This is a genomic window from Exiguobacterium sp. UBA6309, from assembly GCF_002439205.1.
In the GTDB taxonomy this organism is placed as follows: Bacteria; Bacillota; Bacilli; order Exiguobacteriales; family Exiguobacteriaceae; genus Exiguobacterium_A.
The window spans coordinates 16,546-41,055 of record NZ_DJTL01000012.1; the positions used below are offsets into that span (position 1 = coordinate 16,546).

A 24,510-nucleotide genomic window follows, 5' to 3' on the forward strand; every position below is an offset into this window, starting at 1 on the left:
GAATCATTCATGGTCTCTTGTCGCTGACGAGAGACCATTTTTTTGTTGAAGGAGGAAAGACATGGCTTATATCACTGCTACTTATCAATTGACTGCCCGTGATCGACTCGAGCAGCGCGCTGAACAACTCGCGCTTGGTCTGACAGTCGGTTCTTGGACGGAACTGAATCATCTCGAACAACAACAACTTGCCTCGTTCAAAGGGGAAGTCGTACATACCGAAGAGCGCGATGGCAAAGGATATATCACGATTCGTTACCCGGAACATAACGTATCGCGCGACTTTTCTGCGATTCTGACGACCGTCTTCGGGAAACTCTCACTCGACGGTGAAATCAAATTAACGGAATTGCTACTACCCGATACATTTACGTCGGACTTTCCAGGTGCAAAGTTCGGGATCGAAGGGGTCCGTTCCTTGATCGGTGTCGAAGATCGCCCACTATTAATGAGCATCTTCAAAGGAGTCATCGGACGCGATTTATCGTTCCTTCGTGATCAACTCGAAGGACAACTCGCTGGTGGGATCGATCTCGTCAAAGACGATGAGATCCTATACGACAATCCATTGACACCAACGATTGACCGGGCACGGATCGGACGTGAGGTCATCGATGCTCACTTCCAACGGACCGGTAAACGTGCGTTATATGCGATCACACTCAGCGGTCCTGTCTTTACGCTCAAGGATCAAGCCAAGCGATTGATTGATGCTGGAGCGACTGCTTTCTTGCTGAATACCTTCACATACGGACTCGACGTCTTACGCGAACTGGCAAGTGATCCGGAAATCAACGTTCCGATTTTCAATCATCCGGCATATAGCGGTGCGTTGATCGCTAGCCCGAATCACGGAGTCGCAGCTCCTGTCTTACTCGGCACATTACCGCGCGCTGCTGGAGCAGACTTGACGCTATTCCCGTCTCCTTACGGCAATGTCGCTTTGCCAAAGGATGTCGCCCGTGGTATCGCGGTCGAAGCGACCCGTCTCGGTCAGACGAAATCAATCTTCCCGGTTCCTTCAGCCGGTATTCATCCTGGACTCGTCGCTCAACTCGTACGAGACTTCGGGATCGATTCCGTCATCAACGCCGGCGGCGGCGTACATGGTCATCCGCAAGGTGCTGCGGCTGGTGTCATTGCTTTCCGTCAGGCACTCGATGCGGCACTCGCAAATGAATCCCTATCGACGGCAGCATCGCGTCATGAAGAATTACGAATTGCCCTCGACGCTTGGGGGATCAAGTCATGACCGTACGGATTCTTTGTGACTTCGACGGGACGGTGACGACACAGGATAACATCATCGCACTCATGCAGGCATTTGCGCCAGCGAGTGACTTCGAACCGTTAAAACGCGGTGTACTCGACCGGACGTTATCGATTCAGAGTGGTGTCGGGCAAATGTTCGCACTTCTGCCGTCTGACGGAAAAACAGCCTATCTTGACTTTTTGTTGGAGCGTGCAGTCATTCGCGACGGATTTTCGGAGTTACTGCAGTACAGTCGTCGTCAAGGCATCGATTTTTCGATCGTCAGCGGTGGAATGGACTTTTTCGTCGAACCAATCTTAGCGCCATTCCTCGACCAAGAACAGATTTACTGTAGCGTCGCTGATTTTAGTGGTCCATTCGTCCATATCGATTGGCCAAACGCCTGCGATACCCATTGCACGAACGGGTGCGGCTGTTGTAAAACGTCCGTTGCCCGGACACTACGTAAAGACGGTGACGTCATCATCGTCATCGGCGACTCGGTGACGGACTTCGAACTCGCAAAACAAGCGGATCGTGTCTATGCCCGTGATTATCTGATCACGTTGTGTGAAGAGAACGATATCGCCTATACACCGTTTGAGACGTTCCACGATATCGTTCATGATTTAACACGAGCGGAGGTGACAACATGACATTCATGCGACGGTATGAAGAGCTACGCGCCATCAAACAAGAGCTTGCGGCGCGCGATTGGTTCCCTGGTACGAGTGGCAATCTCGCCATCCGGACATCCGGTGTCCCGGTTGAATTCCTTGTGACGGCAAGCGGAAAAGATAAACGGCAGACGACTCCTGACGACTTCGTTCATGTCGATGCGACCGGTCAATTGATCGGTGAGCAATCCGGGCGTCCTTCTGCTGAGACATTGCTCCATGTCGAAGTGTTCAACCGAACGAACGCCGGATGTTCCCTGCATGTCCATACGATTGCGAACAATGTGATTTCGGAGTTATATGGCGATCAAGGAAGTATCACCTTCTCCGGTCAAGAAATCATCAAGGCACTCGGTCACTGGGAAGAAGATGCGACGGTCACGGTGCCGATCATTCCGAATCACGCGGACATCCCGACACTCGCTGCTGCTTTTGCGCCATATGTCACAGCGGACAGCGGTGCCGTCCTGATTCGCAATCACGGAATCACGGTCTGGGCACCGACCGCCTTTGAAGCAAAGAAACACCTCGAAGCCTTCGAGTTTTTATTCAACTATACGTTGACGTTGCAATCATGCCGTCAATCTATCTATTAAAAGGAGGAATCATCTCATGGCAACAGTCTTATTCCAAGAAACAAACACACGGTATACGGATCAAACGGAAGTCGCTGACTTCCTCGCATCGCGCGGCGTTCTTTACGAACAATGGGACGTCTCAAAACTACCAGCACCTCTCGTCGAGAACTTCACACTGACGGATGCCGACAAACAAACGATTCTCGATACGTTCGCTCCAGAAATCAAAGACGTATCAGAACGTCGTGGATATCAGACAGCTGATATCATTTCACTTTCGGATACGACACCGAACCTTGACGAGTTGCTCGTCAACTTCCAGAAAGAACATCATCACACGGATGATGAAGTCCGTTTCATCGTCAGCGGTCACGGCGTCTTCGCGATCAAAGACGAAGAAGTCGGCTACTATAACATCGAACTCAATCCTGGTGATTTGATTTCTGTTCCTGTCAATACACGCCACTACTTTACGCTCCAAGAGGATCGGAAAGTCGTCGCTGTTCGAATTTTCGTCACGACGGATGGTTGGGTTCCAATTTACGAGAACGAGACATCCACGGTCTCTTAAGAACGACAAAAGCGTTGATTTCTTCTATATAAGGAGAATCGGCGCTTTTTCTTATCTCACAAACATATCACTACATCGACACGTAACAGATATAATGAGGGAAAAGCGATTGGGGAGTGAGCAACATGCATATTCGTCCTGTAACGGAACATGACTTACCCGCTGTTCTATCCATTTATAATGAAGGCATCGAAGACCGAATCGCAACGCTTGAGACGGATCGAAAAGATTTATCGTTCATGACCCAGTGGTATGCAGAGCGTACGCATCGCTACGCTGGATATGTCGCAGAAGATGAGACAGGTGTCCTCGGCTTCATTTCTCTTGATCCGTATAACCCGCGTCCTGTCTATGCGACAGTTGGTGAGATTTCCGTCTACATTACTCGAACACATCGCGGACAAGGGATCGGGACACAGTTGTTAGAAACTGCCGAACAACATGCGCGCGATCATCAGATGCATAAGCTGATTCTCTTTACCTTCCCGTTCAATAAAATCGGACAAAAGCTCTATATCCGTTCCGGATTCCGGATTGTTGGGACATTTAAGGAACAAGGTCGCTTGAACGGCGAATATGTCGACGTCATGGCGATGGAGAAACGCTTACGATAGGATTCATTGAATGCCAGACAGGGAATAGTCAATCCGAGTCATTGAGAGAGGATGAACCTAATGGATATTCAACAAATTCGTAATGCAACACTCGTTGTCACGTATGCCAATCAAGTCTTACTGATTGATCCGTTCCTTGGCGAAAAAGGCAGCTTACCTCCCTTCGGTCAAACACCGAATGCCGTCGCCAATCCACTCGTCGACTTACCGGTCGATGTCAAGACACTGCTTGATCCTGACGCAATCTTCGTCACGCACCTGCATGCCGATCATTTCGACGATGCTGCAAAACAACTTCTACCCAAGCATTTGCCACTCTATGCGCAGCAAGAAGACGACGCGCAACAAATCCGAGAAGCCGGCTTCACGAACGTTTCTTCCTTCGATTCCGGTGTAACGATCGGTGATATCCAAGTCCATCGAACAGGTGGACAGCATGGTGTCGGTGAAATCGGCGAACGGATGGGACGTGTGTCTGGGCTCGTCCTGACCCATTCGGACGAACCGACACTTTATATCGCAGGTGATACGATCTGGTGTGACGAGGTCGCGCATGCGATCGAACAACATACGCCCGATATCATCGTCGTCAACAGTGGCGCCGCCCAGTTCTTGACGGGAGAGCCGATCACGATGTCACAGCGTGATCTCCTTGCCGTACACGAAGCGGCGGCGGAAGCGACGATCATCGTCTCGCACCTCGAGTCCGTCAATCACTGTCTCCTGCGGCGCGACATGATTGCTGACTTTTTAGCCGCCTTCCACCTTTCTGCCCATTTCCTGATTCCAGAGGATGGCGAAACGATGTCATTTTAAGAACAGTAATCTTCATTGAAAAGAAGTCCTGCTTTTCGAGTAACAATCGAAAGCAGGACTTCTTTTTGTTATGGAATGACAAGACCTAACAAGCGAGCAAAGGCAACTGCTTGCTCTTCCGTAATGACAGCACCTGGTAAAAATCGCGGATCGATCGTAATACCAGAGAGCTCCGTCTGCCGGAGGTCGAGACCTTTTAACGGCGTTTCAATCCATTGACTACCCGTAAGCCGGACCGCTTCGAGTTTCCACTGGGTCGGTTTCACTTCGAAGAACTGTGCTTCTTTCATCGTCGTTTCGCTCCAGTGTTGGTGACGGACCGTACTGCGAATGAACTGTGCGTAATCTGCAAGTCCTTCCTGAATCGTCAAATGGTCTAGCGTACAATCTTCGAACTGAACACCCGTCATCCGGCATCCGACGAAGGACACGCGGTGAAAACGAGTTTCTTGGAAGTGACATCCCGTTAAGTCACATTGCTCAAAACGGATATCTTCGAACGAACCACGGTCAAAGGTGAGATTCGCGAACGAGACATTTTGAAAACACACTTGATAGGCATCGATGCGTTCTGTCAGTTCACTCGGCATCGACTCTTTCTCATAACGCGCCCCTTTCAGATACGGGTCATCGATTTCGACTTGATCGAACGTCTCTGGTTGAAGCGTTTTCGGTAATTCTGGTAAACGGATAACGATCTCTTTCATAAAAATTCCCCCTTTTTCTCTCCCTTAGTGTATCAAACTCCTTTTATATGAGGGAAAATCGTTCAAATTCCCCTTTTTTCAACAGTTTTTATTTTGAGACACTTTGAGACCATGCTATAGTCAAAGAAAATCAAAATAAGAACATACGTTCTTTTATGTAAAGGAGTGATTCAAATGTTTCCTTCCGTCGTTTTACCACAAGATAAACGTATTTTTTGTGTCGACAGTGTGTCCTTCTACGCCAGTTGTGAATGCCAGTATCGCAATCTCCCTCCCTTGACGACACGCCTAGCGGTCGTCTCCGATTTAAAACGAAGCGGATCCGTCATTCTCGCTGCCACCCCTGCCTTAAAAGCACTAGGAATCAAGACAGCCGGTCGACTATATGAAATCGAGCAATTGCCATACGCTGTTCGTCGCACGATTCAACTTGTCGAACCACGCATGCTCGCTTATATGAAGACGTCAATACGTGTCCTTGATGTCCTGCACCAATTCGCCCCACCTGAAGCGATCCGCGTCTATTCGATTGACGAAAGCTTCATTGACATGACCGGAACCGATCGCCTATTTGGTTCCGACCTGCAAGCTGCCCTCAAAATTAAAGAAGCGATCCTGAAACAGACCGGCATCCACGTCCGGATCGGGATTGGTCCAAATAACGTCATCGCGAAACTGACCCTTGATTTAATCGGGAAAAAAGAAGGCATCGCGCGATGTGGATATGCCGACGTCGCACGACGTCTTCATGATTTTCCGATTCGGAAGATGTGGGGGGTCGGACACCGTATGGAACAACATCTGCAGATGATGGGGATTGAAACAATCGGTGATCTTGCAATGCGCCCTGTCGAAGAGTTGCACGAACGATTCGGTGTCATCGGTGCCGAACTATGGCACCACGCTTGGGGTCTTGACGCGTCACCGACACTTCTTGCGCCTCGTCATCTGTTCGAGAAAGCCCCTCAACGGACGATCGGACACGGTGTGACCTTAATGCAGGACTATTATCAGTTCGAACGTATCCGGAATGTGCTCAACGAACTCGTGCAGGATGTTGCCGCACGTTGCCGCTTTTCGAATCAAGTCGGTTGGACCGTTCACATCGGCGTCCGCTATTCTCGAAACGTCGTCCGAAGTGGTTTCTCGCGTCAAGTGCGGTTGCCTTATCCGACATCCGATGAACGAATCATTCTGCGTCACGTCTTACAATTATTCGAACCGAATTGGCTCGACGGAGAACCTGTTCGTTTTTTATCCGTCGCAGTGGGGCATTTGACTGCCGATCAAGGCACCTTACAGTTGTCTTTGTTCGAGGATAATGCGCGGCTCTGGAAACGACGACGGTTATTAAAAGCAATGGATGTCGTCAACCTCCGCTACGGAAAAGGAACGATTCGCCTCGCTGTCTCGTTTCTTGATACGAGTGTCGCCAAACGTCGTCTTCGTTTCGTCGGCGGTCATCCGGGAGGTGATCTTCATGACAGCGTATCGTGATCGAGGAAATTTAAAATGGATTCCTTTTCTCATGCCGGAACATTTGCAACTGTTGCGGGAATATTATGTCCAGATGCATCAGCTCGACTTGCCTGAAATTGATGAACAGTTGCAAGAATCATGGCACTTTCTGCTTCAAGAAGCTTTAATAGAAGGAAACGAACTTGAAATCACGTATTATAAGGAAAGTAGCTACGTGACGGTCGTCGGTTTCGTGGAACGACTAGAACCCGAACGTTCCGTTCTCTTTCTGCGCGGACGTGAAGTCATTGAAATTCCCTTCACACGAATCGTCCGGATCGAAAACGGGTAAGCTCTCATACAGATGGATGCTTTAAATCGTGCCCGGAAAGAAGGAATAGTCATGTTGGATTGGTTTACTTCCCTCCCCGTCGTCGTGCAAGCATTGCTTGCCGGAATGATGACTTGGGGGTTAACCGCACTTGGTGCGGCACTCGTTTTCGTCTTTACGACGATTGAAAAACGCGTCATGAACATGATGCTCGGTTTTGCTGCCGGCGTCATGATTGCTGCGTCATTTTGGTCGTTGCTTGCTCCTGCGATCGAGTTCACAGAGCAAGATGGTGGAATCGCTTGGATTCCTGCCGCCATCGGTTTTCTCGCTGGTGGATTTTTCGTCCGTTTGCTTGACTTCGTCACACCGCATTTGCACTTATCTGCACCACTCGAGACGGCTGAAGGTCCTTCGACAGGACTCAAGAAAACGACGTTATTATTTCTTGCGATCACGTTGCATAATATTCCCGAAGGACTTGCGATTGGTGTCGCTTTTGGTGCCGCTGCCTTGAACATGGACGGTGCGACCGTCGCCGGTGCCTTGACGCTCGCACTCGGTATTGGGATACAAAACATGCCGGAGGGGGCTGCCCTATCGATTCCACTACGCGGTGAAGGGATGTCGCGTCGGCGGGCCTTCCATTACGGTCAATTGTCAGCGATCGTCGAACCAATTGCCGCGATGGTCGGAGCAGCCGCAGTCTTCTTCGTTCAACCGCTTCTACCGTATGCGTTATCGTTTGCTGCCGGAGCGATGATTTTCGTCGTCGTCGAAGAATTGATTCCGGAGTCACAAGCAGAGAACGGATCCGATTTAGCAACGCTTGGTTTGATGGTCGGTTTTACGGTCATGATGATTCTCGATGTCGCACTCGGGTAATCTAAAAATATGCGATCATCTCCTCAAAAGAGGAAATGATCGCATATTTGTTCATGCACGTATCTTTAATAGACGCGTCGCATTCAGGACCGCTAACACTGTCACACCGACATCAGCAAAGACGGCTTCCCACATCGTTGCGATTCCAAAGGCTCCAAGTAACAAAAAGATTGCTTTGATTCCAAGGGCAAAATAGATGTTTTGATAGACGATCTTTCGCGTCGTTCTGGCAACATCCATCGCATCGGCAAGCTGTTTCGGCTCATCGGTCATCAAAACGACATCCGCTGCTTCAATCGCCACATCACTCCCGAGTCCGCCCATGGCGATTCCGACATCCGCCCGTGTCAGGACAGGGGCATCGTTGATTCCATCCCCTACGAACGCTGTTTTTCCTTTTGCTGTCTTCATCAGTTCTTCCAGCGCTTCGACTTTTTGATGCGGCAACAAGTTCGCAATGACGTGATCGAGATCCAACTGTTTTCCGATTGCTTCTGCCGTCTGTTTCCGATCGCCTGTCAGCATGACGATTCGACGGATGCCTCGCTTTTTCAATTGGATGATCGCTTCCATCGTCGTCGTCTTCAGTTGATCTGCAATTCGAATCCATCCCAGATAGTCTTGGTCCTGAGTAATGTGAACATAGGTACCGGTTTCGGTTTCTTTATCAGGTGTAAAGCCCAGTTCCTTTAACCACTCGGCATTTCCTGCACGCAGCAGTCGACCATCGTACTCCCCACTGACGCCTTTCCCTGCTATTTCTGATAAGTGAATGCCACCATCTTTAGATGGTAAGCCATCAACCGCCCGGACGATTGAAGTCGCGATCGGATGATTCGATTGCCGTTCCACCCGAGCTGCTACTTGTAGTAACTCTTGTTTCGTCATCGTATGTGCTTGAATAGCGACGACTTCAAAATTCCCTTTCGTCAACGTACCTGTTTTATCCAAGACGAGGGTATCGATTCGTTGCAACGATTCTAGATGATTTCCGCCTTTGACGAGTATGCCTCGCTTTGAAGCAGCACCGATTCCACTAAAAAAGCCGAGCGGGATGGAAAGCATGAGCGCACAAGGACAACTGATGACGAGAAAGACAAGCGCCCGGTACGTCCACTCGCTAAAGGAAGCATTCAGTAAGAGAGGCGGCAGAACCGCTAAAATTAGCGCAATCACGACAACAGCCGGCGTATAAACTCGCGCAAATCGTGTGATGAACTTTTCCGTCGGTGCTTTATGACGAGAGGCTTGTTCTACCAGTGAAATGATTTTCGCGACCGCCGAGTCCGTATACGACCGATCTACTTCAATCACTAACTGTCCGTCCGTGCTGATCGTACCGGCTAGCACATGATCCGTTTCATGAACACGCCGAGGAACCGATTCTCCTGTCAATGCTGCCGTATCCAGAAAGGCAGTACCTTGCTTGATCGTTCCATCAAGTGGAATCCGTTCCCCAGCACGGACGATGATTCGCTGTCCTGGAATGACATCTTCCGGTCGCACACGTCGCCCATCCTCAAGCACGGCTTGCTGTGGTCTAATATCCATCAATGCTGAAATCGAGCGTCGTGATTGATTGACAGCCCTATGCTGAAAATATTCACCGATTTGATAAAACAACATGACTGCCACCGCTTCTGTATACTCCCCAATGACGAATGCCCCGATCGTCGCGAGCATCATCAAAAAATTCTCGTCAAACAACTGTCCGCGTCGTGTCGACCGAAGTGCATTACGTAATACTTCATTCCCGATGAATACATACGCCGTAAGATACAACCATATTTGTATGGACTCGGGAACAAGGAATGCTATTCCGAAAGAGGTCAGACCTATGAGTGTTTGAAGTTTCTTTGACCTTGTCCAAAATACCATTTCAGTCGTGTCTCGTGTATCCTGCTCGCGTTGCAGGAGAGCATCTGGTTCTAGTTCGTGAACACGCTGAACAACGTGACGATACGTCTGTTCTTGGATATCTGGGGATGCGTATGTGATATAGAGACGTTGCCCTGCGAAATCCAACATCGCTTCCTTGACTCCTGTTACGTTTGCCACGCCACGCTCTACTTTCGCTGCACAGTTCGCACAATCAATTCCTGAAATCCGGATCGGTTCAGTCGCTTCACGCATTCTCTCACCTCATTCAAATATTTGTTTGATTATACAGTCATCGTACGCCTTTTTCCTTCCGTTATCAATCCGTACTTTCCTCGGTCTTGCGCCCGATATTCCGATTGGTTCTATCTCACAAGAATAAAACATGATATGTTTTTACATAGCACATCATTATAGAAGGAGATTACCATGCATATCATTGAACTCTTGAAAGCTCTTTTACTCGGTTTCGTCGAAGGAATGACGGAATTCGCACCTGTCTCTTCAACAGGTCATATGATCATCGTGGATGACATGTGGTTACAAACAACCGAATTTCTCGGTAAATACTCAGCAAACACCTTTAAGGTCGTCATCCAGCTCGGATCCATCCTTGCGGTCATCGTCGTCTTTTGGAAACGTCTCTTCAGTTTGATTGGTCTGTATAAGATTGAAGGAGAACACGATGCGACGGGTACACACAAGTTAAAACTACGTCACGTTTTGATCGGTCTATTACCTGCTGCTATCCTCGGATTGTTATTCGAAGACTTCATCGATGAGAACCTCTTCTCGATCGAAACGGTCATCATCGGTCTTGCGGTCGGTGCCCTCTTGATGATTGCAGCCGACAAACTCGGACCAAAGGAACCGAAAACGACATCGCTTGATCAGATTACATATCGCCAAGCAGCATTCGTCGGTCTATTCCAATGTATTTCCCTTTGGCCTGGCTTCTCCCGTTCTGGTTCAACGATTTCCGGAGGGGTCTTCCTCGGCATGAATCACCGGACGGCAGCTGACTTCACGTTCATCATGGCCGTACCGATCATGTTCGGTGCTAGTTTCCTCTCACTCGTTAAGAACTGGGATAATATTAATCCAGGCGACTTCGGCTTCTATGCCGTCGGATTCGTCGCATCGTTCGTGTTTGCCCTCTTATCGATTCGCTTCTTCCTGAAACTGATCAACAAGATTAAACTCGTTCCGTTCGCGATCTATCGCCTCGTCTTAGCAGCCGTTCTTGCTGTCATCGTCTACATGTAAGTCCTAACCGTTAGCTATTTTAGCTGACGGTTTTTTATTTTTTTGAAACTAATTCACTCGGTTAAGGGTATATAGGGATGAGACATAATTAAAGGAGTGAACGCCATATGGCACGCAGAAGTCGGAGTCGATCAAAACTCCCATTAATCATCGGAGTCGTTGTCGTCGTCGTGATTGCGTTTTTAGCAATCGGCCAATACAACAGCCTCGTCAATGTAGAAGAAGATGTATCGAATAAATGGTCGCAAGTCGATAACCAGATCAAGCGTCGTGCGGATTTGATTCCGAACCTTGTCGAAACCGTCAAAGGTGTCGCAGGTCAAGAAGAAAAAGTCTACGGAAAAGTCGCTGAAGCTCAAGCTGGTCTTGCGCGCGCTGCTTCAACTGAGCAGCGGATTGAAGCCGATCAACAAGTCACGTCTTCGCTTCGTGGATTGATTGCTTTGCAAACCACTTATCCGGAACTAAAATCAAGTGAACGATTCCAATCCTTGATGGACACGCTGGAAGGAACAGAAAATCGTCTCGGGATCGCCCGCAAGGATTACAACGATGCCGTGACGCTTTATAACAAAAAACGTCGGAGCTTCCCAACAGCACTTTATGCCTCCGCCTTCGGATTCGAGAAAAAACCGTATTACGAGATTTCAGACAGCGACCGAGAAAATCCGACTGTCGACTTTAACAGTGATTCGAAATGATTCGGCGGTGGACGCGACTTCTGTTGAGCGCGTTCCTCGTCTTCTTCCTCTTCGTTCCGACAGCTAGTGCCGTTTCAGAACGAACGGGAGCAGCTTTTTTCATCCAGGATGATGCTCAGCTGCTCACTCCTTCGGAAGAAGCCGAACTCGCGCAACTCGGTCAGGAGCTGGAACAGTACACGACAGCACAAGTCGTGCTGAAGACGGTTCCCGATCTAAAGGGACAGGACTTAAGTTCTTACGCCAATGAAACATTCCGGCGACAAGGCATCGGTCAAAAAGGAAAAGACAATGGGGTACTCGTCGTCGTCGCTCCGAACGAAAAGAATCGGCAATTCCGGATCGAGGTCGGTTATAAACTAGAAGGCATTCTGACGGACATCACGGCTGGGCGCATCCTCGATCAATACGCGGTTCCTTATAAAGAGAATGGCGAGTATGGAAAAGCGGCGACTGAAACATATAAAGCTGTCGTCAGTGTCATTTCAAAGGATCAGTCGCTCGAGTCACAAGATCCTCCGAAATCCCAAAATGATGGGGGGCTTCCGCTGTGGACGAAGATTCTGATCGGTGCCGGATTGCTGATCTTGTTATTCCTCGATATGAAGTTCACCGGCGGTATGTTCTTCTTTGCGATTTTGAACATCTTTTCCGCGATCATGCGCGGTGGCGGTGGTGGAAACGGCGGCAGTCGTGGTGGCGGCGGTAGTTCCGGCGGCGGCGGTGCCGAACGTTAGAAAAGGAGTCGGTTTTCATGAGGATCATTTTAGGTTATTACATCCTCCTGACACTCATCGGATTTGGCTCGATGTGGCAGGATAAACGTCGAGCACGACAACATGCTTACCGGACACCGGAAGCGACACTATTGACGATTGCTTTCCTCGGTGGTGCGCTCGGTTCTTGGATTGGTATGTATACAGTCCGGCATAAGACACGGAAAGCGAAATTCCAATGGCTGGTGCCGCTTGCAGCTGTGTTGCATCTCGCTTTCTGGATATTTTACACTTCACAATGAAAGAATGTGACCGATAGAGAAGGGAACGTACGGAAATGTGTCCGTCGTTCCCTTCTCTTTTTGGGATGAGGTCAATGATTATAAAAGATAGGTTTAAATTCTTTTTCTCTCAGGGTAAAGAGTTTAACCAATTTAATTAATACATCTTTTGATGTATCGAGAGGTGGACATCTTTTTATGTGGCATCCTTGCGCCGAATGCACGACATCAATCCGTTTTATTGAAGCGGGAGCACTCCATATCCAGTCACCAACACCAGAAATCTATTCCTATCAATCATTCGAACAACTCGAACAGTTACTGACGTCGCTTTTGCGTGTAGCGGATTATCCCGTATCCTGTCGCGCCACACAATCGCGTTATGTGACAGCACCTATCCTAGCTTCAGCACTCTTAGAACAGCTAAAGCATCGGTCAGCGATTGATTTTATCCAGCACGGCGTCATGACAAGCCATCTGCAACCGATTTATGATATTCAACAAAATATCCTCGTTGCGAACGAAGCCTTACTGCGCGCAGCAGATGACAACACGCCGATCTCACCGGGTGTCCTGTTCTCCACTGCCTCGAAAATGGGGCTTCATTCCCGTCTTGATCAGCGGGCGCGTGAAGAAGCCATCCGTGCGACGCATCATATCGGTGGCACAACAAAAACGTTCATCAACTTTCTCCCTTCGACGATCTATAATCCGGAGTACTGCCTGCGCCATACGTTTGAGATCGTCGAACGTTATCAAGTCGATCCGAGTCGGCTCGTCTTCGAAGTCGTCGAAACGGAAAAAATTGAAGACGTCAACCATTTGAAACACGTCTTCGAACAGTATAAAAAGCAAGGCATTCAAGTAGCACTGGACGATGTCGGCGCTGGTTTCTCGACACTCGATATGTTGTCCTTGCTTCAACCGGATTATATTAAAATTGATCGTTCCTTCATCGATCACTGCGATACGAATCCAGAAAACGAAGCCTTTTTACGGAAAGCCCGTCATCTGACACGAGAAATGGGGATTCAAATCTTAGCGGAAGGCATCGAACGGCAAGAAGAACTCGATCTTTGCCGCGAACTCGACTTTGATCTTGGTCAAGGATACTTACTCGGTCGCCCTGCTCCTTACGCTCGCTTTGCGAAAGCACAATAAAAATACGCACATGGACCGTTTGATGATTATTCGGCACATGTGCGTATTTTTATGTTAAGTCGTCGAAACGAAAACCGTCTCGTTCCGTGTAATAGCATCCACTAGTTGTTCCATTGACACGATCGGACGCAACAGACGACACAATTCCTCTTTCGATGTCCGTAAAGCAAGTGTTTCGACGACATCGAGCGATAATGCGAAGTCTGCGAGTGCCGTCGGCTGCTCTTGTGCAAGAAGATAGTCACGCAACTCTGCATAATCATCATCATGTCCGAGTAACTTCTCTTGAACGAGTAGTCCGTAACCGACCTTACTCCCGTGCAAGAACGCATGCGTTTCTGGATGAGGAGATAACGCGTTATGCACTGCGTGTCCAATTGCACCACGCGTCGCCGCGTCACCAAAACCACCAATGCTTCCGGCTAACGGAATGACGGTTTCGACGAGATGTTGCATTTCAACGGGATACTCACGAAAACGCGTTTCCGTTATATTCGTCGACAAGATAAGATCCTTACAACGTTCAGCCGTCCGAAGTGCCATCTCGATGACGGGATCTTCAGCCGATGATCCGCTTAAGGCACGTGCTTCATACCACTTCGCTAACGTATCGACGAGCCCCGCTACAAAATAATCATACGGACTCGCTGCGATGATCCGATGATCGAGTAAAAGGGCTTCAATCACGACGGGGAACGTATCAAATCGGATGTACTGTCCCTCTTCGTTATACATGACACTAAGCGGAGTCCACGGAGCACAGTTCGAGACGATCGTCGGAATGACGATGATTGGGCGTTGTAATTGAAACGCGACTTGTTTTGCCGTATCGATGACACTTCCACCTCCGAGCGCGAGAATCACATCGTATGGAGCACATACCTGTTTGAAAGCTTCCACCTGTTGATCCGTACAATGTCCTTCAAATAAAAAACGTGGTAATTCTGGTAAAGCAAAAGCGGCTGCTTCATAGGCCTGACGTCCATGAATCAGGACTGCTGAACGATCACCTATCACTTCTTCGAGTTGATCGAGTGCGTGTTGCTCATGTATGTATTGTAAAACAGCTTGTCGAATCACAGGATCGCCTCCTAATATTTGTTATCGCTCAGTATACGCAAAAGAACTCACTTCGGCAATCATTCGATTTTTACAGGAGGAGCGCGTACACTAGAAAAGAGAAGAATTTACTACAAAGGAGTCGATGAATCGATGCAACAGATTACGTTAAATAACGGCATCAGCATGCCCCAACTCGGATATGGTGTCTTTAAAGTACCGGAAGAAGAAGTATATGAAGCGGTCAGCGAAGCACTCCGCGCCGGGTATCGTTCAATCGATACGGCGATGATTTACGAGAACGAAGAAGGTGTCGGTCGCGCGCTGCGTGACTCGGGCATTCCCCGAGAAGAGATCTTTCTAACGACGAAAGTCTGGAATTCCGATCACGGTTATGAAGAGACACTTGCCGCTTTCGAGACGAGTCTGCAAAAGCTTGGTGTCGATTATGTTGACTTGTATCTGATTCATTGGCCGATGCCAAAAGAGGATCGTTATGTCGAGACATGGCGGGCGCTCGAACATCTCTATGCAGAAGGAAAGACGCGTGCCATCGGTGTTTCGAACTTCCATATTCCGCACTTGGAACGAATTTTAGCCGAAGGATCAATCGTTCCTGCCGTCAATCAGATTGAACTCCATCCGTTCCTCAGCCAAGAAGCGATCCGAGACTTTTGCCGCAAGCACGGTATCGTCGTTGAAGCTTGGAGTCCATTGATGAAAGGACGCGACGCGTTAACGCATCCGGTCATCGTCGATATTGCCGATCGTCATCAGAAAACGCCAGCTCAAGTCGTCCTCCGTTGGCACTTGCAACACGATATCGTCGCGATTCCGAAATCTGTCACGCCAAGCCGCATTTGCGAAAATCTTGATGTCTTCGACTTCACCTTGTCAGACGCTGATATGCAAGCCATCGATCAATTGAACGCCAACGTGCGTACAGGATCAAATCCGGATCATAAATAAGACGAGACGATTCTCGTTTAATCTCCATACAAAAAGAAGGTACCTTTCGGAATTGATCCGGAAAGTACCTTCTTTGATGATGACCCTGATGCGTGATTCTAATCTATTATTTTAGCGGTCTAAATTATTTCCATGGTCTTGCTTGGCGATGTCATCTGATTGATGTTTCGATTGACGATGTTCTTCGCTGTCTTGCGTTGCATCCTGTTCTTTTTCCTCGCGTTCTGTTTCCGGACGTCGGAAATCATCATCCCGACGCATCGCGATGTCCGGTTCCCGGTTCCCGTCGAGTTTTTTTGAATGATCGATTGCCTGCTCGTCTTGCGGCATCTTATCCGTACCGGCACGATGCAAATCAATCTCTGCATGCTCTTCCTTCGAATCTTTATCAATATCAAGCGGATTACCAGAGCCGAGCTGTGCATTGGAATTCGCATCTGATGACGTATGCGTCTCTTCGCCACTACCATAACGAACCTTTACATCAGGATGCGTATTATCTGTATTTAAATGTGGATCGAACTGGATGTCTTGGACTTCAAGCAACAGAACGAAGCCTCCACCTTCGACTTCCGTTTTGCGTTGTTCGATCTCATTGTCTGATAGATCAAGTGACCCGAACAGATCATCGACTTCTTGATCGCGTCCTTTGTTTCCACGAATCCGGTCGATCCAAGACGGTTTCGTCGTCGCGATTTCTGCGTCCATTTGGCTACGGACGAGTGCGATGTTCGACTTCTCCTTGACGATGACGTAGAAGTCTTCCTCCCGGTGTCCTTGAATGTGCAGTTCGTCCATTTTTGAAATCAATTCTTCCTCTGAATAGAACGTTCCGATATATTGTTTTGTTTTCATGAATATTCTCCCCTTATCGACACGATTTGTCATGCGTGACTTCTATAAGGAGTATTTCCTCTTTTGCGTTAAAATATGCCAAAAAACATGCGTTCCATTAAAACGTCATCTGTTTGACATGTAAACGATCATTCACCGACGAGTTTCAAGCCGATTGTAGCACTCAAGACAAGACCGATGCAGACCAGTCGCTTCCAGTCTTTTGATTCGTTATAGAGCACCATGCTGAGAATCGCACCGCCCGCTGCTCCGATTCCCGTCCATACCGCGTACGCTGTTCCCATCGGTAAACCATTCATCGCAAGTGTCAAAAATAGAAAACTGAGTCCGAATCCTGTTCCCATCAACAGTAGATTCTTCGCATTCTTATTTTGATTGAACGTATTGATCAAGACGACACCAAACATCTCAAAGATTCCGGCAATGATTAAATAAATCCAACTCATGCTGATTTCTCCTCTCCACTGACTAATTTCAGACCGATGACGCCGACGAGTAAGACAGCAATCAATGCTAATTTCATCACGGAAGCGGCTTGATCGAACAAGACGATATCCGTCACGACCGTTCCTGCTGTTCCGAGACCGACGAAAACAGCATAGACCGTTCCGACTGGTAAATGGTTACTCGCTTTAATCAATACGGTAAAGCTAACGATGATACAGACGATCGTTGCAGCCCACTCAAGTGGTGTTGCCGCATGTTTTAATCCGATGACCCAGCCCACTTCAAAACACGCTGCGACGATGATGCCAATCCAATACTTTGCCATAGTAATTGCCTCCTGATAGGTAAATTCAAATGAAAAAGCCCGGGAGCAAGCGAGACGATTCGCTTTACTCCCGGGCTTTTATACCTCCGTTGCATGGACAAACGTCCATGTTCCTCCCTCGGTCCAGCCGTACGGAACCCTAGAGGATACTCCCTATTCCATTCGATACAACCACCCTAGCACGCCCTTTTTCCCGTGTCAAACAGGAATCCGTTCCCCATCTGTCAAATAGAATCAAAGTGACTTCATCTGAAAGAGGAGGATGCTGCATGCGTTATAAAATCAATGATCAACTTCGGATTCGTCGTTTTACACCAGAAGATGTAGAAGCGGTTCACGCCTATGCCTCACAACCCATCGTCAGTCAATTCCAATCATGGGGACCGAATACCGAAACGGATACGAAACAATTCCTACATGATGCGCTTGAAAGTGAACTCGAGACACCAAGACGTCGTTATGTCTTTGCCGTGACGTTTCCAAGTGACGTCGTCATCGGTGCCGGTGAACTCGTCATCACAGACGTTGATAATAAAATCGCCGAAATCGGATACGTCCTCTCGCCTGATGAATGGGGGAACGGATATGCGACGTCGATCGCCTCTTTCCTTCTCCAATTCGGTTTCGAAAAACTAGAACTACACCGCATCACGGCAACGTGTGACCCACGGAACGTCGCTTCCGAACGCGTGTTGCAAAAGGTCGGCATGACGAAGGAAGGACAGCTTCGCGAGACGGTCTATCTCGAAGACCACTGGCGCGATTCCTTGATTTACGGCATGCTCGACTGGGAATGGCAAGTGGATCACGAAGAAGATAACTAACATATGACTTCAAACGGTGTGCCGAGGCATACCGTTTTTTTATAGACAATCTCCTATTTTTTTGATTTTTATCAATTTTTAAACAAGCGCATGCTACACTATTCATAATGACAAATTTTAAGAATTGGAGTGAACCTCTTGATGAAAAAATGGACTGCTCATGTTGCTGGACTTGCCGCAACGTTAATGTTGAGCTCGGTTTTACCCGCACCCGCTTTCGCTGAATCGCCACCTGCTCAATCAACGGCAGAAACACAAACAGTCACCGAGACGATCGGAACGGCTTATTTGAAAGAGGATGCTGCGTTGCTACAAACGGCTGATTCCGCAACGGTCATCCAACAACTACCAGCAGGAACGACATTCAAGACACTTGGCACGGACGGTGACTTTACCCGTGTCAGTTGGCAAGAAGGCGCTGCTTATGTCGCAACAAACGCGTTGACGCAAACAGCACCTGTCTTTCAAAAACAAGCAACACTGACGTCGAAAGGTCCACTCTCATTAGTTGCTTCACCATTTGATTCCACCGTCGTGACGACACTTCCCGCCTATCAGCGAATCGATACATACGGCACTTTCGACACGTTCACACGTCTGAAATGGGACGAGCAATACGTCTACGTCTCTACGACACAACTCGAGCAACTTCCGAAATTAGTTGGAACGCGTTATGCCAAACGAGCGACTTCTCTTTTCGTTGAACCGAAGACGACGAGCGCGAAGTCAGCTGTCACTCAAAATCAAGCATTCGAAACGTTCGGTACGATCGGTACTTTTACACGTGTTGCGACTAAGACGGGTTACGCCTTCGTATTGACGGCTGATTTAGCTGATGCGCCGGTCGTGAACCATTCGGAAACCGGGCTACGTTACGTCCAACAGCAGACGACGGTCTATGCTACTGCGACTACGAAAGGAAAAGTCGTACAATCGATTCCTGTGAATACTTCTCTTCAGACGTACGGCATCGAGGGGTCATTTACACGAATCAAACGAAACGACGAGTATGCCTATGTGTTGACGGCACATCTCGGTACGTTGAAATACTATCCGAAGACTGCACGCCTCTATGTTCAGCGCGCTACGCCAATCTATTCGGACGCCAAATCTTCAAGTCCTGTCTTGAAGCAACACCAAACGAATACGCTGCTGACGGTGTATGGCACAAGCGGTACCTATAGCCGGATCATCTTCCGTGGAGTTCATGCTTACGTCAAGACAGCTGATCTCGGTACTGGAAAAGTCTATGCATCAACCGGGACACGATACGCGAAACGCAACTTGTCCGTCTACACGTCTGCTTCGACGAAGAGCAAAATTATGTATTCCGTCAAACGAGCTGACAAACTAACGGTTTACGGCACAAGCGGTAGTTACACACGCTTGAAAAAAGGATCGGTCTACGGCTACGTCAAGACGACGGATCTCGTGACGAAAAAGCCGGATCTGTATGACGTCACTGGTCAACGCTACGTGACAGAGGACGATGTCGTCATTCGTTCGCAGGCAAAACTTTCGAGCAAAAAAATCGGCACACTAAAAAAAGGTACCTCGATTTCGATTTACGGAAAAAGCGGTTATTATACACGCGTCAAATATAAAAATGCCTTTGGTTTCGTCGATTCGAGTCGTATCGGACTGAACAAGCCGACGGCAAAAGCAAAAAAAGGCACGACATTTTATGTCCACCTGGACCAGACGCCACTCTTCTCTGCCGACGTGGCTTACAGTCGCCCAGCTGCCTATTTGAAGAAAGGGACGAAATTAATCGGTCTAAAATCAATTGATGATGATTTTTGGCAAGTTCGCCTGGCAAATGGTCAAACGGGTTACGTCCTCAACCCTTATATCAGCACGAGCAAACCCGATATGAAACTGACACAAAAAGCGATCGACCGGGCGAAAATCTATACGGTCAAACAGACGACGTCGTTCTTTGCGAGTCCAACAAGTCCAAAAGGTAGCGGACTCGTTGAACAAGGCAAACGGGTTTATCCGCGTCATCGAGTCGGAAACTTCTATGTCATCCAGTCAGGCTGGACACCTGTTTATCTTCCTGTATCCGCTGTGACGATCACGTCCGATAAACGGGTCGTTAAAAAGAATAATACGAATACGCGTGGTGAAAAGCTGATCCAAGCAGCAGTCCAACATATCGGCACACCATACACATGGGGTTCGCAAGATGCCGTGAATGGTGGTTTTGACTGTTCCGGTTTGATTCACTACGCGACGAACAAGGCTGGAAAATACGGTGGTCGGACGAACGTTCGTGGCTACTGGTACGGTGCTTTCTTTACGAATCGCCGGACGAGCATCTCAAGTGGTAAACGCTCAGATATCGTCTTCTTCCAGAACACCTATACAGACGGTCCATCGCATATTGGAATCATGCTCGATAACGAACACTTCATCCATGCGGGTGGTTCACAGCTGCAAATCAATTCAATCTATGAACCGCGTTGGCAGGAGCATTTCCTCGGCTTTAAATCGATGTAATAAAAAAGACGAATCCGTCGGTTTCGACGGGTTCGTCTCTTCTTATCGCAACACGTCAGAAAGTCATCTCGACGTATTTCGCCACTTGTCGGTCCATCAAGTATAATTCGATCTGTTCACGATAGGCTTTATAGTGGTCGGATGCGATATGCGCTTCAAGCGCTTCTTCGTCCCGATACACTTCATACAGCATGAATTGATGCTCATCCTCGATCGATTGGTGCAAGGAATAACGTAAGCATCCTTCTTCTTTTTGTGAGGCATGATAGACCGTTTGTAGAATCGGGAAAACTTGATCCGCGAGTCCTGCTTTGATTGTAAGTACAGCGTTGACGACGATTTCTCCCATGTTTCATTATCCCCTTTCGTGATTACCTGTATATGTACCCATTTTCACGAAAAGACACACGTCAAAGGAGCTTGAAGATGCAAACTCAACTTTTTGAAGCACTTGAACAATTTGAACCCACGATGATCGCGTTACGTCGTGATTTCCACCGGCATCCGGAACTGTCCTTCCAAGAAGTCCGCACACCAGAACGGATTGCTACCTTTTACACAGAACGAGGCATTCCTCATCAAACAGCCGTTGGAGATCGTGGGGTCGTCGCGACGATTGAAGGTAAACAACCTGGTCCGACGATTGCTGTCCGCGCAGATTTTGACGCATTACCACTTCAGGAAGAGACAACGCTTGCTTTCCGGTCGATCCATCCTGGTATCATGCATGCTTGCGGGCATGATGGTCACACGGCAATGGTGATGGCCCTGGCTGCTACGCTCTATCCGTTACGTGATCAATTGCAAGGAACGATTCGAATCATTCACCAGCATGGTGAAGAGGTCTTTCCCGGTGGAGCAATTCAAATGATTGAAGCCGGTGTCCTCGAAGGTGTCGATGCGATTTTTGCGACACATCTCGAAAATGATTTACCGGTTGGTACGATTGGGTTTCGGGAAGGACATACATTATGTGCGATCGACGAATTCGAAATCATCGTCCACGGTCAAGGCGGGCATGCCCAAGCACCACATAAAACAAAAGATGCGCTCGTCGCTGGAGCGCAGCTCGTCTGCAACTTACAGCATCTCGTCAGTCGACGGGTCGATCCGTTTGAGCCTGCTGTTCTTGCAATTGGTTCTTTCCATGCGGGAACGGCTCCGAACATCGTCACGGGTGAAGCACGCATCGTCGGTGAAATTCGGACGTTCAATGAGACATTGCGGCATCAGCTCCGGCAAGAAGTCGATCTTGTCGCCAAAACGACATGTGCCGGCATCGGTGCTACCTATTCAATCGACTTCACGACTGGTTATCCAGCACTCTGGAATCATCCGGACGAGACAAAACTTGTTCAGGAAGCCGCTTCTTTCTTACCGGAAGCATCCGTCCGGGCACTCACACCAATGATGGCTGCGGATGACTTCGCGCATTATCTAACACATGTCCCGGGAAGTTATTTCTTTACTGGCTCCGGATATACGGACGGTCGCGTCAACTATCCACAGCATCATCCGCAGTACGAAATCAACGAACAGGCGTTGTTGATTGGTGCGAAGACACTCGGAGCGACGGTTTTACGTGCCTTGAAACCTAAGGATTGACTTTATTTCTGTGTGAATGGTATCATCACAACAATGATAACGAATGACATCAACTTCATATACCCTTATCAAGAGTGGACCGAGAGATCTGGATCGATGACGTCCCAGCAACCTGCGCATAGCAAGGTGCTACGACCAGCAAAGCGAAAGCTTTGGTTGATAAAAAGCGGCGACTCCTTTTGCAACCAAGCGAAGGAGTCGTTTTCGTTTTCTCGCTGTCAGACATACAATGGGGATTTCCCACGGAGAGGAAGAGACAGATGGAAAAAGCAACATTTGCAGGTGGATGTTTTTGGTGCATGGTGACACCGTTTGAAGAATTACCAGGAATCGAGGGAATCGTATCAGGTTACATGGGCGGACACGTCGACAATCCGACATACGAGCAAGTCAAGACAGGAACGACGGGACATCTCGAAGTCGTCCAAATCACGTTTGACCCGAGCCTGTTCCCGTACGAGCGTCTGCTCGAACTCTACTGGCCACAAACGGATCCGACGGATGCAGAAGGTCAATTCCAAGATCGCGGCACGCAGTACGCGCCAGCAATCTTCTATCATACGGATGCGCAGCATGAAGCTGCGATTACTTCTCGTGACGCTCTTGCTGCAAGCAACCGTTTCAAACAGCCAATCGTGACGCGGATCGATGCTGCTTCTGAATTTTATCCGGCGGAAGAGTACCACCAAGACTTCCATAAGAAAAATCCAGAACACTATAAAAAAGATCGTGCTGCTTCTGGTCGCGATGCTTTCATCGAACAGGAATGGAAAGATACGACGACGGTCTGATTCAAAAAAATGTATATAAAAACAGGTCAGTAAACGTTGGTTTGCTGACCTGTTTCATTGTTATGGAAAAAGTAAGTCATGAAACACGTTCTACTTGATCCTTTGCCTGTTGTTCCGGTGCCACGACTTGATACCGTTTCAAGACGAAGATGCCACACACCATGACAGCGAGACCGATGAGCTGACCAAACGATAAGTCGATTTGTGGCAAACCGAACCAACCGAACGTATCAACAGCAAGGGCAAAGCTCAACTGCGAAATCAACACGACAGAAATCGCGACGGACGGACCAAGCAATTGAATCCCGCGCATGACACAAAAGACGACACCGACACCCACGAGTCCACCGAACCAGTAGAGTGGTGACACGTTTTGAATCTGTCCGATCGTTCCACCACGAAACAGGACATACGTGATGCTTGCTCCGATGAAGCCGACGAAGAAAACCAGCGTCGTCGTTGCCCATGCGCCGAATGCATTACTCATCCGAGCATTCAATACCGTCTGCAAACTGATTAACATTCCAGCCAATACGGCACACACAATGCCTATTATCATGTTCGTTCCTCCTTACTCATAGCTGTTACCGTTCGCTTTCTCGCGAATCCGTTCCAAATCGACGATGATGATCTTGCCACGTCGTCGAACAAGAATCTCTTCCTCACACAACTTCGTGATGATCCGGTTGAGATGACGATAACTTGTTCCAAGCCAGTCAGCGACGTCATGTAGATTCGACGTCCGCATCTCCTGATAAAACAAACTGTCACTAGCTTCGGACGCAATCGATAATAAGTAGCCTGCAAATCGCTCCTCGACCGTATAGAGTACGTGGTGCGACGCTGATTTCGAATCGGCATACCACTTCGCTGTAATTGTTCTTAGTAAAAATTGCAGAAAGACATTCGTCGTATTGTGCTCGCGTAAAATCGTATACGGCACGCTCAACACATCGACATCGGTCACCGCCTCAACTGTATTCAACACTTCTCGTTCATTGATGAACTCGGCGTCACCAATCACTGTCAGTGGTGTTTTGAATCGTAAAATCCGTTGTTTTCCTTCTGATGAAGCAGCAGAAATCTTGACCTTGCCTGCGACGATGAAGTACATCCGGTCGATTGTCGCACCGGTCGTACAGAGGAGTTCTCCTTTTCGGAAGGTTTCTTCACGCAACCAAGCGCGCGTCTCTTTCGTTAAAATCGTATCCAGTCCATATTGTTGGATGACGGTTTCCATG

Annotated in this window: 28 protein-coding genes and 1 riboswitch; of the genes, 19 read left to right on the plus strand and 9 right to left on the minus strand. The window is 48.4% G+C overall.

The window, feature by feature from the left end; genetic code table 11:
• Window positions 1–61 precede the first annotated feature (61 nt).
• The 6 genes from B3M90_RS03355 to B3M90_RS03380 all read left to right on the plus strand — a co-directional run bounded on the left by B3M90_RS03355 (window position 62) and on the right by B3M90_RS03380 (window position 4,508).
• A complete protein-coding gene (locus B3M90_RS03355) occupies window positions 62–1,252 on the plus strand; it encodes a 2,3-diketo-5-methylthiopentyl-1-phosphate enolase (RefSeq protein ID WP_058714038.1) in 1,191 nt (396 codons plus the stop codon).
• Window positions 1,249–1,908 (plus strand): 2-hydroxy-3-keto-5-methylthiopentenyl-1-phosphate phosphatase, encoded by a 660-nt coding sequence (locus tag B3M90_RS03360; RefSeq protein WP_290782590.1) that lies wholly within the window; start codon window positions 1,249–1,251, stop codon window positions 1,906–1,908. The genes B3M90_RS03355 and B3M90_RS03360 overlap by 4 nt, the downstream gene beginning before the upstream one ends.
• Window positions 1,905–2,525 (plus strand): methylthioribulose 1-phosphate dehydratase, encoded by a 621-nt coding sequence (locus tag B3M90_RS03365; RefSeq protein WP_290755756.1) that lies wholly within the window; start codon window positions 1,905–1,907, stop codon window positions 2,523–2,525. The genes B3M90_RS03360 and B3M90_RS03365 overlap by 4 nt, the downstream gene beginning before the upstream one ends.
• A gap of 16 nt (window positions 2,526–2,541) precedes the next feature.
• Window positions 2,542–3,078: a 1,2-dihydroxy-3-keto-5-methylthiopentene dioxygenase gene (locus B3M90_RS03370; protein WP_035410968.1), complete on the plus strand. Its 537-nt coding sequence runs from the start codon at window positions 2,542–2,544 to the stop codon at window positions 3,076–3,078.
• Window positions 3,079–3,203: 125 nt separating this feature from the next.
• A complete protein-coding gene (locus B3M90_RS03375; RefSeq protein ID WP_056063724.1) occupies window positions 3,204–3,692 on the plus strand; it encodes an arsinothricin resistance N-acetyltransferase ArsN1 family A in 489 nt (162 codons plus the stop codon).
• 60 nt (window positions 3,693–3,752) lie between these two features.
• On the plus strand, window positions 3,753–4,508 hold the full coding sequence (locus B3M90_RS03380) for an MBL fold metallo-hydrolase (RefSeq protein WP_290782591.1): 756 nt from the start codon (window positions 3,753–3,755) through the stop codon (window positions 4,506–4,508).
• 68 nt (window positions 4,509–4,576) lie between these two features.
• Here B3M90_RS03380 and B3M90_RS03385 read toward each other — a convergent pair whose 3' ends face one another.
• A complete protein-coding gene (locus tag B3M90_RS03385; protein WP_290782592.1) occupies window positions 4,577–5,215 on the minus strand; it encodes a pentapeptide repeat-containing protein in 639 nt (212 codons plus the stop codon).
• Between the two features lie 174 nt (window positions 5,216–5,389).
• Between B3M90_RS03385 and B3M90_RS03390 the strand changes: the two genes are divergently transcribed.
• From B3M90_RS03390 to B3M90_RS03400, 3 genes are read left to right on the plus strand one after another with little or no spacing between them, the layout of a single operon-like run.
• Window positions 5,390–6,712, plus strand: a complete 1,323-nt coding sequence (locus B3M90_RS03390; protein WP_047391492.1) for a DNA polymerase thumb domain-containing protein — start codon at window positions 5,390–5,392, stop codon at window positions 6,710–6,712.
• Entirely contained in the window at window positions 6,696–7,025 is a 330-nt protein-coding gene (locus B3M90_RS03395) for a YolD-like family protein (RefSeq protein ID WP_023467027.1), read from the plus strand. Before B3M90_RS03390 ends, B3M90_RS03395 begins: the two co-directional genes overlap by 17 nt.
• Before the next feature lie 51 nt (window positions 7,026–7,076).
• Window positions 7,077–7,889 carry a ZIP family metal transporter gene (locus tag B3M90_RS03400; protein ID WP_023467025.1) on the plus strand — a complete coding sequence of 271 codons (813 nt, stop codon included), beginning with the start codon at window positions 7,077–7,079 and terminating at the stop codon, window positions 7,887–7,889.
• 51 nt (window positions 7,890–7,940) lie between these two features.
• Here B3M90_RS03400 and B3M90_RS03405 read toward each other — a convergent pair whose 3' ends face one another.
• On the minus strand, window positions 7,941–10,022 hold the full coding sequence (locus tag B3M90_RS03405; protein ID WP_290782593.1) for a heavy metal translocating P-type ATPase: 2,082 nt from the start codon (window positions 10,020–10,022) through the stop codon (window positions 7,941–7,943).
• 174 nt (window positions 10,023–10,196) lie between these two features.
• Here B3M90_RS03405 and B3M90_RS03410 point away from each other — a divergent pair, with 174 nt between their 5' ends.
• From B3M90_RS03410 to B3M90_RS03430, 5 genes are all read left to right on the plus strand, one after another.
• Window positions 10,197–11,033: an undecaprenyl-diphosphate phosphatase gene (locus tag B3M90_RS03410; RefSeq protein WP_290782594.1), complete on the plus strand. Its 837-nt coding sequence runs from the start codon at window positions 10,197–10,199 to the stop codon at window positions 11,031–11,033.
• 107 nt (window positions 11,034–11,140) lie between these two features.
• Window positions 11,141–11,734 carry a LemA family protein gene (locus B3M90_RS03415; protein WP_029340715.1) on the plus strand — a complete coding sequence of 198 codons (594 nt, stop codon included), beginning with the start codon at window positions 11,141–11,143 and terminating at the stop codon, window positions 11,732–11,734.
• Window positions 11,731–12,471 carry a TPM domain-containing protein gene (locus tag B3M90_RS03420; protein WP_290755763.1) on the plus strand — a complete coding sequence of 247 codons (741 nt, stop codon included), beginning with the start codon at window positions 11,731–11,733 and terminating at the stop codon, window positions 12,469–12,471. Before B3M90_RS03415 ends, B3M90_RS03420 begins: the two co-directional genes overlap by 4 nt.
• 17 nt (window positions 12,472–12,488) lie before the next feature.
• Window positions 12,489–12,752, plus strand: a complete 264-nt coding sequence (locus B3M90_RS03425) for a DUF1294 domain-containing protein (RefSeq protein WP_035410989.1) — start codon at window positions 12,489–12,491, stop codon at window positions 12,750–12,752.
• Window positions 12,753–12,929: 177 nt separating this feature from the next.
• Complete coding sequence (locus tag B3M90_RS03430; RefSeq protein WP_290755766.1) at window positions 12,930–13,892, plus strand: EAL domain-containing protein; 963 nt, start codon at window positions 12,930–12,932, stop codon at window positions 13,890–13,892.
• Between the two features lie 54 nt (window positions 13,893–13,946).
• Here B3M90_RS03430 and B3M90_RS03435 read toward each other — a convergent pair whose 3' ends face one another.
• Window positions 13,947–14,972, minus strand: a complete 1,026-nt coding sequence (locus B3M90_RS03435; RefSeq protein WP_290782595.1) for an iron-containing alcohol dehydrogenase family protein — start codon at window positions 14,970–14,972, stop codon at window positions 13,947–13,949.
• Between the two features lie 132 nt (window positions 14,973–15,104).
• Here B3M90_RS03435 and B3M90_RS03440 point away from each other — a divergent pair, with 132 nt between their 5' ends.
• Window positions 15,105–15,920, plus strand: a complete 816-nt coding sequence (locus B3M90_RS03440) for an aldo/keto reductase (protein ID WP_290782596.1) — start codon at window positions 15,105–15,107, stop codon at window positions 15,918–15,920.
• 111 nt (window positions 15,921–16,031) lie between these two features.
• Here B3M90_RS03440 and B3M90_RS03445 read toward each other — a convergent pair whose 3' ends face one another.
• The 3 genes from B3M90_RS03445 to B3M90_RS03455 form a co-directional block, all read right to left on the minus strand.
• The gene (locus tag B3M90_RS03445; protein WP_290782597.1) at window positions 16,032–16,775 is read right to left on the minus strand and encodes a general stress protein; all 744 of its coding nucleotides are present in this window, start codon (window positions 16,773–16,775) and stop codon (window positions 16,032–16,034) included.
• A gap of 128 nt (window positions 16,776–16,903) precedes the next feature.
• Window positions 16,904–17,221, minus strand: a complete 318-nt coding sequence (locus tag B3M90_RS03450; protein WP_023467016.1) for a DMT family transporter — start codon at window positions 17,219–17,221, stop codon at window positions 16,904–16,906.
• On the minus strand, window positions 17,218–17,547 hold the full coding sequence (locus tag B3M90_RS03455) for a DMT family transporter (RefSeq protein WP_029340708.1): 330 nt from the start codon (window positions 17,545–17,547) through the stop codon (window positions 17,218–17,220). Before B3M90_RS03455 ends, B3M90_RS03450 begins: the two co-directional genes overlap by 4 nt.
• Window positions 17,548–17,816: 269 nt before the next feature.
• On the opposite strand from B3M90_RS03455, the gene B3M90_RS03460 reads away from it, so the two are divergent.
• Together B3M90_RS03460 and B3M90_RS03465 are read left to right on the plus strand one after the other, a co-directional pair.
• Window positions 17,817–18,371: a GNAT family N-acetyltransferase gene (locus B3M90_RS03460; protein WP_133208350.1), complete on the plus strand. Its 555-nt coding sequence runs from the start codon at window positions 17,817–17,819 to the stop codon at window positions 18,369–18,371.
• 141 nt (window positions 18,372–18,512) lie between these two features.
• Window positions 18,513–20,873, plus strand: coding sequence for a C40 family peptidase (locus tag B3M90_RS03465; RefSeq protein ID WP_290782599.1), 2,361 nt, complete (start codon window positions 18,513–18,515; stop codon window positions 20,871–20,873).
• 55 nt (window positions 20,874–20,928) lie between these two features.
• Here B3M90_RS03465 and B3M90_RS03470 read toward each other — a convergent pair whose 3' ends face one another.
• Entirely contained in the window at window positions 20,929–21,222 is a 294-nt protein-coding gene (locus B3M90_RS03470; RefSeq protein WP_035411012.1) for a putative quinol monooxygenase, read from the minus strand.
• 77 nt (window positions 21,223–21,299) lie between these two features.
• Here B3M90_RS03470 and B3M90_RS03475 point away from each other — a divergent pair, with 77 nt between their 5' ends.
• Complete coding sequence (locus B3M90_RS03475) at window positions 21,300–22,478, plus strand: M20 metallopeptidase family protein (protein WP_290782601.1); 1,179 nt, start codon at window positions 21,300–21,302, stop codon at window positions 22,476–22,478.
• Between the two features lie 62 nt (window positions 22,479–22,540).
• Window positions 22,541–22,644: riboswitch (SAM riboswitch) on the plus strand.
• A gap of 94 nt (window positions 22,645–22,738) precedes the next feature.
• The gene (gene msrA / locus B3M90_RS03480) at window positions 22,739–23,269 is read left to right on the plus strand and encodes a peptide-methionine (S)-S-oxide reductase MsrA (RefSeq protein ID WP_056063762.1); all 531 of its coding nucleotides are present in this window, start codon (window positions 22,739–22,741) and stop codon (window positions 23,267–23,269) included.
• 76 nt (window positions 23,270–23,345) lie between these two features.
• Here msrA and B3M90_RS03485 read toward each other — a convergent pair whose 3' ends face one another.
• Both B3M90_RS03485 and B3M90_RS03490 read right to left on the minus strand, forming a co-directional pair.
• Window positions 23,346–23,828: a DMT family transporter gene (locus B3M90_RS03485; protein WP_290755779.1), complete on the minus strand. Its 483-nt coding sequence runs from the start codon at window positions 23,826–23,828 to the stop codon at window positions 23,346–23,348.
• Between the two features lie 12 nt (window positions 23,829–23,840).
• Window positions 23,841–24,509 (minus strand): Crp/Fnr family transcriptional regulator, encoded by a 669-nt coding sequence (locus tag B3M90_RS03490; RefSeq protein ID WP_290755781.1) that lies wholly within the window; start codon window positions 24,507–24,509, stop codon window positions 23,841–23,843.
• Between the last annotated feature and the right edge of the window lies 1 nt (window position 24,510).

Coding starts and splice junctions, on each gene's coding strand:
- msrA (WP_056063762.1), top strand. CDS start 22,739: ATGGAAAAAGCAACATTTGCAGGTGGATGTTTTTGGTGCATGGTGACA.
- B3M90_RS03410 (WP_290782594.1), top strand. CDS start 10,197: ATGCATATCATTGAACTCTTGAAAGCTCTTTTACTCGGTTTCGTCGAA.
- B3M90_RS03365 (WP_290755756.1), top strand. CDS start 1,905: ATGACATTCATGCGACGGTATGAAGAGCTACGCGCCATCAAACAAGAG.
- B3M90_RS03465 (WP_290782599.1), top strand. CDS start 18,513: ATGAAAAAATGGACTGCTCATGTTGCTGGACTTGCCGCAACGTTAATG.
- B3M90_RS03390 (WP_047391492.1), top strand. CDS start 5,390: ATGTTTCCTTCCGTCGTTTTACCACAAGATAAACGTATTTTTTGTGTC.
- B3M90_RS03470 (WP_035411012.1), bottom strand. CDS start 21,222: ATGGGAGAAATCGTCGTCAACGCTGTACTTACAATCAAAGCAGGACTC.
- B3M90_RS03420 (WP_290755763.1), top strand. CDS start 11,731: ATGATTCGGCGGTGGACGCGACTTCTGTTGAGCGCGTTCCTCGTCTTC.
- B3M90_RS03375 (WP_056063724.1), top strand. CDS start 3,204: ATGCATATTCGTCCTGTAACGGAACATGACTTACCCGCTGTTCTATCC.
- B3M90_RS03475 (WP_290782601.1), top strand. CDS start 21,300: ATGCAAACTCAACTTTTTGAAGCACTTGAACAATTTGAACCCACGATG.
- B3M90_RS03430 (WP_290755766.1), top strand. CDS start 12,930: ATGTGGCATCCTTGCGCCGAATGCACGACATCAATCCGTTTTATTGAA.
- B3M90_RS03445 (WP_290782597.1), bottom strand. CDS start 16,775: ATGAAAACAAAACAATATATCGGAACGTTCTATTCAGAGGAAGAATTG.
- B3M90_RS03380 (WP_290782591.1), top strand. CDS start 3,753: ATGGATATTCAACAAATTCGTAATGCAACACTCGTTGTCACGTATGCC.
- B3M90_RS03360 (WP_290782590.1), top strand. CDS start 1,249: ATGACCGTACGGATTCTTTGTGACTTCGACGGGACGGTGACGACACAG.
- B3M90_RS03370 (WP_035410968.1), top strand. CDS start 2,542: ATGGCAACAGTCTTATTCCAAGAAACAAACACACGGTATACGGATCAA.
- B3M90_RS03490 (WP_290755781.1), bottom strand. CDS start 24,509: ATGGAAACCGTCATCCAACAATATGGACTGGATACGATTTTAACGAAA.
- B3M90_RS03385 (WP_290782592.1), bottom strand. CDS start 5,215: ATGAAAGAGATCGTTATCCGTTTACCAGAATTACCGAAAACGCTTCAA.
- B3M90_RS03455 (WP_029340708.1), bottom strand. CDS start 17,547: ATGGCAAAGTATTGGATTGGCATCATCGTCGCAGCGTGTTTTGAAGTG.
- B3M90_RS03400 (WP_023467025.1), top strand. CDS start 7,077: ATGTTGGATTGGTTTACTTCCCTCCCCGTCGTCGTGCAAGCATTGCTT.
- B3M90_RS03425 (WP_035410989.1), top strand. CDS start 12,489: ATGAGGATCATTTTAGGTTATTACATCCTCCTGACACTCATCGGATTT.
- B3M90_RS03355 (WP_058714038.1), top strand. CDS start 62: ATGGCTTATATCACTGCTACTTATCAATTGACTGCCCGTGATCGACTC.
- B3M90_RS03415 (WP_029340715.1), top strand. CDS start 11,141: ATGGCACGCAGAAGTCGGAGTCGATCAAAACTCCCATTAATCATCGGA.
- B3M90_RS03450 (WP_023467016.1), bottom strand. CDS start 17,221: ATGAGTTGGATTTATTTAATCATTGCCGGAATCTTTGAGATGTTTGGT.
- B3M90_RS03440 (WP_290782596.1), top strand. CDS start 15,105: ATGCAACAGATTACGTTAAATAACGGCATCAGCATGCCCCAACTCGGA.
- B3M90_RS03395 (WP_023467027.1), top strand. CDS start 6,696: ATGACAGCGTATCGTGATCGAGGAAATTTAAAATGGATTCCTTTTCTC.
- B3M90_RS03485 (WP_290755779.1), bottom strand. CDS start 23,828: ATGATAATAGGCATTGTGTGTGCCGTATTGGCTGGAATGTTAATCAGT.
- B3M90_RS03405 (WP_290782593.1), bottom strand. CDS start 10,022: ATGCGTGAAGCGACTGAACCGATCCGGATTTCAGGAATTGATTGTGCG.
- B3M90_RS03460 (WP_133208350.1), top strand. CDS start 17,817: ATGCGTTATAAAATCAATGATCAACTTCGGATTCGTCGTTTTACACCA.